The sequence below is a fragment of the Treponema sp. genome, assembly GCF_045641405.1.
In the GTDB taxonomy this organism is placed as follows: Bacteria; Spirochaetota; Spirochaetia; order Treponematales; family Treponemataceae; genus Treponema_D.
The window spans coordinates 100040-111593 of sequence record NZ_JAZUGX010000063.1 but is presented as its reverse complement, the minus strand read 5'-3'; the positions used below and the strand labels follow the sequence as shown (position 1 = coordinate 111593).

Sequence of the window (11554 nt, the reverse complement as noted above, 5' to 3'; positions counted from 1 at the left end):
ACAATCAATCTATTAAATTATTTTTTTGGAGATAAAAATGGCTAAACAGTTAGTTTACGGTGAAGACGCACGCAAGAAGATGCTTTCTGGAGTTGAGCAGATTGCAAAGGCAGTTAAGGTTACTCTCGGTCCACGTGGCCGCCTTGTAATGCTGGACAAAAAATACGGTGCTCCAACAATTACAAAAGACGGTGTTTCTGTTGCTAAGGAAGTTGAACTTAAGGATCCATTTGAAAACATGGGAGCTCAGCTTGTTCGTGAAGTTTCCTCAAAGACAAATGATGTTGCAGGAGACGGAACTACTACAGCTACGGTACTTGCCTATGCCATCGTTCGTGAAGGCCTCAAGCAGGTTTCTGCAGGTATGACTCCAATCGGAATCAAGCGCGGTATCGACAAGGCTACAGCTCAGGCAGTTGAAGAAATCAAGAAGAATTCCCGTGCTGTAAAGGGTAACGACGACATTACTCATGTTGCAACAATCTCTGCAAACAACGACCCTGAAATCGGTAAGATCCTTGCAGAAGCAATCGAAAAGGTTGGCAAGGACGGCGTCATCACAGTTGAAGAATCAAAGAATATGGATACAACTGTAAAGACAGTAGAAGGTATGCAGTTTGACCGTGGATACATCAACGCTTACTTCATCAATGACCGCGAAAGAATGGAATGTTCATACGAAAATCCATTCATCCTCATCTATGATGAAAAGATCAGCACAATGAAGGACCTTCTTCCAGTTCTTGAAAAGGTAGCTCAGACAGGACGCCCAATCATCATCATCGCAGAAGATGTTGACGGTGAAGCCCTTACTACTTTGGTTGTAAACTCAATCCGTGGTGCCCTCAAGTGCTGTGCTGTAAAGGCTCCTGGATTCGGCGACAGACGTAAGGAAATGCTTCAGGATATCGCCATCCTTACAGGCGGAAAGGTAATCTCAAAGGCAGTAGGACTCAAGCTTGAGGCAACAGAACTTGAAGATCTTGGTACAGCTAAGTCTGTAAAGATCGACAAAGATAATACAACAATCGTTGACGGAAACGGTGACAAGGCTGCCATCGCTGACCGCGTAAACGAAATCAAGACTCAGGTAGAAAAGTCTACATCTGACTACGACAAGGAAAAGCTTAAGGAACGTCTTGCAAAGCTTTCTGGTGGTGTTGCAGTAATCGAAATCGGTGCAATTACAGAAACAGAAATGAAGGAAAAGAAGTTCCGCGTAGAAGATACACTTGCTGCTACCCGCGCTGCCCTTGAAGAAGGTATCGTGTGTGGTGGTGGAATTGCCCTCATCCAGGCTGTAAAGGCTCTCGATGAATCAAAGGCAAATCTTGTAGGAGACGAAAAGGTTGGTTTCGACATCATCAAGCGTGCCCTTGAAGAACCAATCCGCCAGATTGCAGAAAATGCTGGCGTTGACGGTGCAGTTATCGCTGACAAGGCAAAGAGTGCAGAAACTGGTGTTGGATACAATGCCGCTTCCGGTGAATGGGTGGACATGATGGCTGCCGGTATCATCGACCCTGCAAAGGTTACACGCTGTGCTCTTCAGAATGCTGCCTCTGTTGCTGGAATGCTCCTTACAACAGAATGTGCAATCACAGACATTCCAGAACCTCCAGCTCCTGTAGCAGCTCCTGCTCCAGATATGGGCGGAATGTATTAATCGATAATACTTATTTCAGGTTCTATACCTAGATTTTTGGACCCTCGTATTTACAACGGGGGTCTTTTTTATTTTTGTGGTATATGAAATGAACATGGGGTATAATTAAGATATGAGAATCGGACTTGTAATTTATGGCAGCAACAATGAGTATTTTTATCAATTCATCAATGGCGTAAAGAAGTATTGTGGCGTCCATAACATAGATCTGCTTGTGTTCGTTACCGGAGCTCCTAACTGGCAGCCTGCAGATTTTGGATATCATGACTGGTATCTCGTGAAATTTGTAAATGAAATGAATCTTGATGGTGCCATCATTCTTTCTGGTACCATCTGCCATTATGTTACGACAGAAGAAATCAGATCTATCGTAAGATCCTTCTTGCCTTTGCCTGTTGTTTCAGTCAATGTAAAGGTTCCGGGAATCCCATCTCTGATTGAAAATCCTGACAAAGGTTTCTGTGATCTTGTTGAACATCTTGTCGAGAAGCATGGTGTTGAAAAATTCCTTTTCCTTACAACTAGGACGGACAGCGCCGAGATAAAAAGGCGACTTCAGATTTTTAAGAACGTTCTCAAAAAGCATTCCCTCACTTTCCCTTCAAGAAATATCATTCACGGTGACTATACATTTTATTCCGCAGAAAATGCAGTCGTTGAATATATAAATAAATTTGGCAAGAATTTTGGTGCTGTTGTCTGTGTTACTGATGAGATGGCGTATGGTGTCATTTCTGGACTTGAAAAGATGGGACTTTCTGTACCTGATGATGTGATAGTAACAGGATTCGATGATACTTCAATCGCAAAGTCTTCTAAACCGACTCTTTCATCAGTGAATCAGCATGTCTTTGAGCAGGGAGAATTGAGTGCTCAGGTTCTGTGGAATCAGATCATGGGAGAAAAAATTCCTGCAGTAACTACAGTTGAAACTTCCTGCCTTATGAGGCAATCCTGCGGCTGCATAAAGAAAAGCGATGGCGTGAACAATTCTGTGGACACGAATGGTCGATTTACCAAAAACACAAGTGCCATATCCTTCAACGCAACCCTCAGATATCTTGCGGTTCAGGAGCAGATACAGAAGGTTCAGTACCATGTAAACAGACTTCAGGGAAATCTTTCTCTTGATGAACTGACCCACAATCTTCGTGACGATTTTTCTTCTTTGGGAATTTCCAAGGCTGCAATCTGTCTTTACAAGCAACCGATAAAACAGACAGCACAGAAGATGAATACAGCTCCAAACAAGGCAAGGGTCTACTTTGCTTTCGATGAGGAATCCCATAACTTCAACTATGATCCAGACCTATTCTTTGATTGTGAGAATATTCTTCTTCCAGATTATTTCTTTGATTTTCTGAAAGGTCACAACACTGTAATGTCCCTTTATCACGGTGAATATCTCTATGGTTATCTTGTTGTAAAGCTTGGGGACTTGGAGCCATTCATCTATACTCTTTTCTGTTCTGTCATTGCAAAATCCATCTGTTCCGCCTTTGAAGTTTCAAGACGACGGGCAGAGAACCTGACATTGACAAAGACAAACAACGACCTTTCAATCCTTTCGTTTACTGATGAGCTTACTGGAATTTTCAATCGCCGAGGTTTCATGAAGGTTGCTCAGAATGAACTTAAGGCCGCAATCGATGCAAAGAAAACAGGACTTGTCATTTTCGGAGATATTGACGGTTTAAAGAGAATAAATGATACCTATGGTCATGATGCTGGTGACAGGGCAATCCTGGCAGAGGTTCAGCTTTTGAAGAAGGCATTCCGTGAGGCAGATACGATAGGTCGTCTTGGTGGTGATGAATTCGCCATCCTTTCCATTGCACTTTCTTTTGAGATGTTCGATAAGCTTAAAAAACGTTTGGCGGATCTCTGCAATGAATGGAATGAATCTTCAAATGAAGAATTTACGCTGTCCATAAGTCTTGGTGCTGTATCCTTCAACAGAAACAACAATGATCTTTCCAAGCTTTTAAAACTGGCGGACATTGAGCAATATAAAGAAAAAGAAAAACATAAAGCCAATAGAAAATAAGGAGCGGATATGGCAAAAGCACTTGAAAAACCATGGAAGTTTTTGGATTCCTACAGGGGAAAAGATTTTGACGGGGAGTGGCCTACAGTCCCAGAGATGTTCAGCATCACTGCATCAAGATTTCCAGAACGCCCTTGTTTTACTGATTTTGAAGGACCTGGAGGAAGCAAGCAGACTCTTACATATTCCCAGGTAAGGGATAATGTGCTCGCCCTTGCTTGCTGGCTTAAAAAGAATGGTGTTGTAAAGGGTGACCGCATTGCTGTTTCCGGGAAGAATTCTCCTGAATGGGGAACTGTTTTTCTTGCTGGTATGTTCACTGGAGCAGTAGTTTGTCCTATTGACTATGCTCTTCACGAGAAAGAAATGGAAAATCTTCTTTCTACCGCAAAACCTAAATTCTTCTTTGTAGATGAAGAAAAGTACAGCCACTTTGAAGCAGGAAATTTTGAATTCAAAACCTGTTCCCTCAATCCTAAATTTGATGACACCTATGTGTACAACCTTAAGGCTGAATCCGAAGTGAACAGCCATGCCAACGCGGAGGACGATCTTGCGGTCATCCTTTTTACAAGCGGAACAACTGGAAATCCAAAGGGTGTAATGCTTACCCATAAAAATCTTGTTTCTGATACATATATTGCACAGACAAGAATGTACTTGAATGAAAAGGATGTCTTCTATGCTCTTCTTCCTATACATCATGCATACACCATGCAGGCTGTTTTCATTGAGTCCCTTTCTGTAGGAGCTGAGATCGTCTATGGAAAATCAATGGCAGTCACAAGGCTTATGAAGGAACTGAAGGAAGGACAGATAACCATGCTTCTTGGTGTTCCTCTGCTTTTCAATAAGCTTCTTGCAGGAATCATGAAAGGAATCAAAGCCAAGGGACCTGTTGTATATGGCGTGATAAAAGTTATGCTCGAGATGTCCTACATCATCAAAAAGCTTACTGGAAAGAATCCAGGAAAAAAACTTTTTAAGGCTGTCCTTGAACAGGCTAATATTTATTCACTTCGTATAGCAATTTGTGGTGGTGGTCCTCTTGCATCAAGCGTTTTCAAAATCTATAACGAAATGGGAATTGACTTTGTTCAGGGATACGGACTTACAGAAACAAGTCCAATCATAACATTGAATCCTGTAGATCATTTTAAGATTGAATCAGTTGGTCAGTATTTCTTCCCTTGGATGGAAATGAAGATCATCGATAAGGCGGAAAACGGAGTTGGAGAAGTTGCCGTCAAAGGACCTATGGTTTTCAAGGGCTACTACAACATGCCTGAAGAAACTGCTAAGGTGTTTACTGAAGACGGATTTTTCAAGACAGGAGACCTTGGTAAGATAGATAAGGAAGGTTATCTTGTGCTCTGCGGCCGCGCAAAGAATATGATCGTAACTGACGGCGGAAAAAATGTTTATCCTGAAGAAATTGAAAATGCCTTCCAGCTTGAAACTGACATTGCGCAGATTACGGTTCAGGGATATGTGGAAGACAAGGCATCAAAGGCAGAAAAGATAGAAGCCCTTATTTATCCTTCTGATGAACTTTTTGCAAAGCTTGGACTTAAGCGTGACAGTGACGGCAATTCGGAAAAAGTATCCTGTGTCATCAATGAAATAGTTGCTAAGATCAACAAGACGCTTCAGCCTTACGCAAGGATCAGCAAGGTGACGATACTGGAAAAAGCCTTGGAAATGACAACGACTCAGAAAGTCAAAAGAATATATAGTAGAAAATAAAAAAAAACATGCTTCCGTCGAGAACCGGGTCAAGCCTGTTCCGGTGCGCGCTGCGCTTGCAAGTCGTGTTTTGTCAGAACACGTACTCCGCGTATATTTTTTGTTGCAGTAGTCTTTTGACTTGCTTCGTTAAGCGAGACTCCCGCAGAGAACCATGTCAAGCTGGCTCCATTGCTATGGGATCTATACACGAATCGCCTCGCGCGATTCGTGGGGCGAAAGTTATGGCAGGTGCTGACATCTAAGACAGCAGGTGCTTTCGCCCGCTTGCAAGTCGCAGTTTGACCCGAACCCCGACTCCGCATGTTTTTTTTATGACAAAATAGTCTTTTGATTTGCTTCGATAAACGAGGCTCCCGTACGTAACCTGACAAAGCCACTCCATTGCTATGGGGACTATACACGAATCGCCTCGCGCGATTCGTGGGGCGAAAGTTAGGGTAGGTGTCGGCATCTAAGACAGCAAGTGCTTTCGCCCGCTTGCAAGTCGCAGTTTGACCCGAACCCCGACTCCGCATGTTTTTTTTATGACAAAATAGTCTTTTGACTTGCTTCGTTAAGCGAGGCTTCCGCAGAGAACCATGTCAAGCTGACTCCATTGCTATGGGGACTATACACGAATCGCCTCGCGCGATTCGTGGGGCGAAAGTTAGGATAGGTGTCGGCATCTAAGACAGCAAGTGCTTTCGCCCGTTTGCAAGTCGTGTTTTGTCAGAACACGTACTCCGCGTATATTTTTTACCACGCCCACTTTCGCCCAGGGGGAAGTCTATGAAGAAATTTTCACTTATTTTGTTGCTGCTGGAATTGAACCTGGCTTCAATTTATGCAAATGATTCTAGAAATTTTATGGAAAGGGCCTTGAAATTTTCTGGAGCTGACAGTTCATTGATTGCTTCTTATCTGGAAAAAGTCGATTCCATCACCGAAAATTATCTTGAATGCATGAATGGAAAAAAATCGAGGATTATCGCAGAGGAAACTCTTTTGTTCATGTATGACAATTGCCTTAGGACATACATGAGTTCTCAGACAAGAATGGATGTGCTCCTTGATTCCAGGAAATACAACTGTGTTTCCTCATCTTTGCTGTATATGTATTTCATGAAAATCGCCCATGTGCCATGTGTGGAAATCCAGACAAAGGAGCATGCCTTCTGTGAGGTGTTTATAGACGATAGATGGATACGGGTTGAGACGACTAATCCTTACGGTTTTGAACCTGGAACAAAAAAAGAAAAGAAAAACGGATATTACAATGTTCCAGCAAGAAACTATGCAAATCCCAAACGGATAGATGACAACCACGCTCTTTCTCTTATCTTAAGAAATCGCATTGCCCAGACGTCAAGAAAAAATCCACTTGAAGCTTTTGAGCTTGCCGTAGAATGTCATGAGCTATGTGGAGGAGATGAGGAAAGTAGTGGAGTGCTTCAGGCTGCCATCACCAATGCCATAGGAATCATTGACGGCAGGGGAAATACAGATGAAGCTATATCTTTTGGAAGAAAATGTCATGAGAAATACAGACTTGGGAAAGAGGCAAGACAGAACTACGATTCAGCTGTGATGAGAAAAGTCATGGGACTTAACCGAACCATGCAATTTGATTTGGCTCTTGAGTTTATCGAAAAAGAGAGCGACATTTTTACTGCGGAGAATGTAGCATCGGCAAAATCTGCGACGATACAGAACAAGGCTTATTGGATATATGATAATGAAGGTTTTGATTCGGCTATGTCATTGTTGAATGAGCAAAAGGTTATTTCCCAGGCTGAGTTCTCAAGGATCAAAGCAGATATCTGTAAGTCTGAATCCATAAGGTATCATAATGAATCGGTTCCTTTCATGAATAAAAAGGATTATGAAACTGCCTTAAAGATTATTGAAGAGGGTTTGAAGAAAATTCCTGACTCGCAAATTCTTTTAAGAGATAAGTCCAATCTCATTCGGCAGGTGCTCCAAAAGTCCTAGTGGGAAAATCTAAATTTTCGTTTTCAGGTTTCACTTATTTTTTTGCCACAATCACCATGGTGCTTAAGTTCTGGTCGTAAGGTTCCATGTTGAATCCCCCGTATACTTCTGCGCTTTTGAATTTGCATTCCTTAATCAGAATGTCACGGAGTTCCGCAGCTGAATAAAGCCGCTGCACGAAAGTGTGGTCGATTTTCTTTCCATCCTTGTCTATGAGGATCCATCTTGAGCTTAGTCCTTCCCATGCACCAACAACTTTGAATTCTGTGAGGACTGTCATGCCTGCTCTTTCAAACCATTCTCCAGGGGTGAAATATTTTATTGCCGATTCGCGGCTTATGCACTCAAGAATGAAGGTTCCGCCTTTCTTGAGGCTCTTATAGACCTGCTTCAGGATTTTTATGTCGTCTTCAATTTTGTCGCAGTAGCCAAAGGAATTGTAGATGTTGACCGCGGCATCGAACTTATTTTTTGTGGAGAAAGTTCTCATGTCGTGATTGATCAGCTCCAGTTCTACGCCTTCATCTTCGGCGCTTTCTCTTGCGGCATCCAGAAATGGCTGTGTAATGTCCACACCAGTTACTTTCATTCCCAGGGATGCAAGCTCTACGCTGATTCTTCCGACGGCACAGCAGACATCAAGCACTCTGCTTCCTTTTTCAAGCTCGGTAATCTCAATGCATTTTTCTGCAATGCCATGAGCCTGCGACCATTGCTGCTCGTCAAACATGATTGGACCGTAGTTGAGCCAGAAACTCTCATTTTCAAACCATTCTTTCTGCTTGTTCATAATGCTCCCGTGTTTCCTTCATAAGATGGAATGTGTCGTGCTCCTGAAAATCACCCTTAGTCCTTGAGATGTCCTGATCCTGATGCGATAGTTCTGCTGCATTTACATTGAAGGAACTGAAGGAAAGCCAATAGTTGCTGAGGTTCCCTGCAAAAAGGTCATTTTTCTGAAGTTCAGGCAAGTCAAATATCCTCATTTTTTGCCCCCGTATACTTTTTATTATTGAAACCAGTCAACATGCAGTGCCTTATGGTATCATTTGCTTGAGCGTCTACTCCTGCAGATTTATTTTCGGTATGAAAGGAGAAGTGTCTTAAAAAAATGATAAAACAGGTCTATTGTTTTAAATCGGATATAACTGTATAGTATAAATATGTCGGATAAGACCATTACTGTCCTCAATTTGCTGGACATGGATTTAAAAGGACACAACTCACTCAACATTCGCTGTCTTGCAGGCCGCAGTGGTCTTTCCCGTGCAATCAAAGCATCCGATGTCAACAGACCTGGGCTTGCTCTTTCTGGGTTCTATGAATCCTTTGCCCATGAACGAGTTCAGCTTTTCGGTCGTGGAGAGTATGCCTATCTTCAGAAGCTGGAAAATGAGGAAAATCTGGATCCTATCAAGAAATTCTTTACATATGAGATTCCGTGCGTAGTTTTCTGCCAGAACCTTCAGCCTTCGGAGACCATTCTTTCCCTTGCGGAATCATCTGGAGTACCTGTGCTTCAGTCTGATCTTGGATCATCTGAATTTGCACAGAGGATTATCCGTGTCCTCTCGAATATATTCGCGCCTAGCAAAACCCTCCATGGTGTTTTTGTCGAAGTATATGGTGTCGGTATTCTTCTTACTGGAGAAAGTGGTGTAGGTAAGAGTGAAACAGCCCTTGAGCTTATTGAACGCGGTCATCGTCTTGTTGCCGATGACATCGTTGAGATTCGTTGTGTAAACGGTAACTCCATCCTCGGACAAGGTGCAAACAAGCTTATCAGCCATCATATGGAAATCCGTGGTCTCGGCATCATCAATGTCGCTCAGCTTTATGGTGTCGGTGCCATCCGTGAACAGAAGGAAGTTCAGATTGTCATAAAGCTTGAAACCTGGGATCAGACTAAGGTTTACGATAGAATCGGAACGGAAACCCACTTTATGGATATGCTTGGGGTTAAGATTCCTCTGATTGAAATTCCTGTCAAACCAGGACGCAATCTCCCTATCATTATCGAGGCTGCGGCAATGAACGAGCGTCTTAAGACCATGGGTTACTATTCTGCAAGGGAATTCAATCAGAACATTTTGCGCTGGATTGAATCTGGAGAAGCCCAGAAGGCCTATTACGGCGGCGAAGATTTGTACTGAAATAAAAAGTGTAAATAAAGTATAGATAAAATATGTTGATCTAAAAAGGAAGGACATTGTGATCGAAAAAATTTTGACAGTTAGAAACCGTGCTGGAATTCATGCGAGACCTGCAGCTCTCATTGCACAGACAGCAAACAAGTTTGCCTCAGAAATTCTTCTTGAAAAGGAAACTGCTTCTGTTAATGCAAAGTCTATCATGGGTGTAATCACCATGGCTGCTGGATACAATACAACTATTACTCTCAAGGCAGAAGGTGCAGACGAAAAGGAAGCTGCAGAAGCAATCTTTGCTCTCTTTGAATCAAAATTCGAGGAGGAATAAATGAAAGGTTTGACAGCTCGTCAGCAGGAAGTCCTTGATTTCATCACGAGATTTTCCTATGACAATGGATATCCTCCTACAGTACGCGAGATTGGTGAGCATTTTAAGATTTCCCTTCGTGCAGTCCAGGATCATATTGCTGCCTGCCAGAAGAAGGGGGCTCTTACCCAGAGCCAGAAGCGTTCCCGCTCCTTTCGTGTCATCAAGGGTGATGCTGTGCAGGAACCAAGGGTATTCGTTACTAAGGTTCCAAAGCTTGGTACTATTGCCGCAGGTAAGCCTCTTCTTTCGGAAGAAAATCTTGACGGTTATGTGACCATCGCAGAACCTTTCGTAAAGCCAGGCAAAACTTATTTTGCGCTCAATGTCCGTGGTGCAAGCATGATCAATGCTGGCATCCTTGAAGGAGACCTTGCGATCATCGAACAGTCCGAAATAGCTGCAGAAGGTCAGATAGTCGTTGCGGTTGTTGATAATGCCATCACTCTCAAGAGGTTCTATAAGGAACAGGATAGGATCCGTCTTCAGCCTGAAAATCCTGACTTTCAGCCAATATATTCCACTGATGTCAAAATCGCAGGTATCATGGTAGGACTTGTTCGCACATACTGATATGGCAGCAAGGGAATACTATGTTTTCACTGGCCCTGAGGCTGGTGAAAAAAATGATGCTATTGCAAATATTCGTGAGCAGACAAGAAAAAGGTTAGGAGATGTATCCGAATACCGCTACTATGCTTCCGATGTCGATGTCTCGTATCTTGTGGCACAGCTGCAGAATGCAACTCTTTTTGAACCTGCTCTTTTCATTACTGTGCGCAATGCTGAAACAATAAAGTCAAAAAATGATATCGAGCTTCTTGTAAACTGGGCAAAGTCTACTGCAGACAGCGCCAATACCCTCATTCTTATTTCTGAAGAAAACGGAATAGATAAAAAACTTGAGGCTGCCTGTGCGAGTGACCACAAGAAGATTTTCTGGGAAATGTTTGAAAACAGAAAGTCTCAGTGGGTTGAATCCTACTTCCGTAAAAATGGATTTTCCGTTACCTCTGACGCCGTTGAGCAGATTCTCGATATGATTGAGAACAATACAGATTCCTTGAGGTCAGAATGTTCAAGGTTCTTCTTTTGTTTTGAAAAAGGACACACAGTTACATGTGACGATGTTGATAAGATACTTTCCCATAACCGCGAAGAAAATGCATTTACCCTTTTTGATGCCATGGCAGACGGGTCTCGTTCTTCATCGCAGCGTTTTGAAACTTCCATTGAAATTCTGGATAAAATAAAATCAGCCTCAAAGTCTGGTTATCTCATTGCGCTCATTGCGGGGCTTGTATATTGTTTCAGACAGCTTCGTACATGGCATACTATCCATGCAAACGGAGCGCATCCAACGGATGTTCAGCTAAAGACGGCTGGTTTTTCAGGAAAGAAAAAGCAGGAACAGTATGCAAAGGCTGCTAAAGTCTGGAACGCAGGTGCCACTTCATCTATCCTTGCGCTTCTTGCAAGTACGGATGGGTCCATTCGTGAAACTTCGGAGCTTGATGAAAACATCATGGCGATGTGTATCTATTCAATCGTGATTAAAAATGGACTCTTCCCTGCAAAATATGAGCAGGAAATCTGAGATGTCT

At 42.7% G+C, this 11554-nt stretch carries 10 protein-coding genes; 8 read left to right on the top strand and 2 right to left on the bottom strand.

Annotated elements, in window-relative coordinates; genetic code table 11:
• Positions 1-37 precede the first annotated feature (37 nt).
• The 4 genes from groL to ACKI39_RS10115 all read left to right on the top strand — a co-directional run bounded on the left by groL (position 38) and on the right by ACKI39_RS10115 (position 7433).
• Positions 38-1666 carry a chaperonin GroEL gene (gene groL / locus ACKI39_RS10130; protein WP_407400157.1) on the top strand — a complete coding sequence of 543 codons (1629 nt, stop codon included), beginning with the start codon at positions 38-40 and terminating at the stop codon, positions 1664-1666.
• A 112-nt stretch (positions 1667-1778) separates the two neighbouring features.
• Positions 1779-3713 carry a substrate-binding and GGDEF domain-containing protein gene (locus ACKI39_RS10125; RefSeq protein ID WP_407400155.1) on the top strand — a complete coding sequence of 645 codons (1935 nt, stop codon included), beginning with the start codon at positions 1779-1781 and terminating at the stop codon, positions 3711-3713.
• 9 nt (positions 3714-3722) lie between these two features.
• The gene (locus tag ACKI39_RS10120) at positions 3723-5459 is read left to right on the top strand and encodes an AMP-dependent synthetase/ligase (protein ID WP_407400153.1); all 1737 of its coding nucleotides are present in this window, start codon (positions 3723-3725) and stop codon (positions 5457-5459) included.
• Between the two features lie 771 nt (positions 5460-6230).
• Positions 6231-7433, top strand: a complete 1203-nt coding sequence (locus ACKI39_RS10115; protein WP_407400151.1) for a hypothetical protein — start codon at positions 6231-6233, stop codon at positions 7431-7433.
• A gap of 34 nt (positions 7434-7467) precedes the next feature.
• Here the strand turns inward: ACKI39_RS10115 and ACKI39_RS10110 are convergent, their stop codons facing one another.
• Both ACKI39_RS10110 and ACKI39_RS10105 read right to left on the bottom strand, forming a co-directional pair.
• On the bottom strand, positions 7468-8223 hold the full coding sequence (locus ACKI39_RS10110; RefSeq protein WP_407400149.1) for a class I SAM-dependent methyltransferase: 756 nt from the start codon (positions 8221-8223) through the stop codon (positions 7468-7470).
• A complete protein-coding gene (locus ACKI39_RS10105; RefSeq protein ID WP_407400147.1) occupies positions 8198-8419 on the bottom strand; it encodes a hypothetical protein in 222 nt (73 codons plus the stop codon). Before ACKI39_RS10105 ends, ACKI39_RS10110 begins: the two co-directional genes overlap by 26 nt.
• 177 nt (positions 8420-8596) lie before the next feature.
• On the opposite strand from ACKI39_RS10105, the gene hprK reads away from it, so the two are divergent.
• The 4 genes from hprK to holA are packed head-to-tail and all read left to right on the top strand — an operon-like array spanning position 8597 to position 11547.
• Positions 8597-9586, top strand: coding sequence for an HPr(Ser) kinase/phosphatase (gene hprK, locus ACKI39_RS10100; protein WP_407400145.1), 990 nt, complete (start codon positions 8597-8599; stop codon positions 9584-9586).
• Positions 9587-9644: 58 nt separating this feature from the next.
• Positions 9645-9911, top strand: a complete 267-nt coding sequence (locus ACKI39_RS10095; RefSeq protein ID WP_407400143.1) for an HPr family phosphocarrier protein — start codon at positions 9645-9647, stop codon at positions 9909-9911.
• Positions 9912-10523 (top strand): transcriptional repressor LexA, encoded by a 612-nt coding sequence (lexA, locus tag ACKI39_RS10090; RefSeq protein WP_407400141.1) that lies wholly within the window; start codon positions 9912-9914, stop codon positions 10521-10523.
• Entirely contained in the window at positions 10507-11547 is a 1041-nt protein-coding gene (gene holA, locus ACKI39_RS10085) for a DNA polymerase III subunit delta (RefSeq protein ID WP_407400139.1), read from the top strand. The genes lexA and holA overlap by 17 nt, the downstream gene beginning before the upstream one ends.
• Positions 11548-11554: the final 7 nt, after the last annotated feature.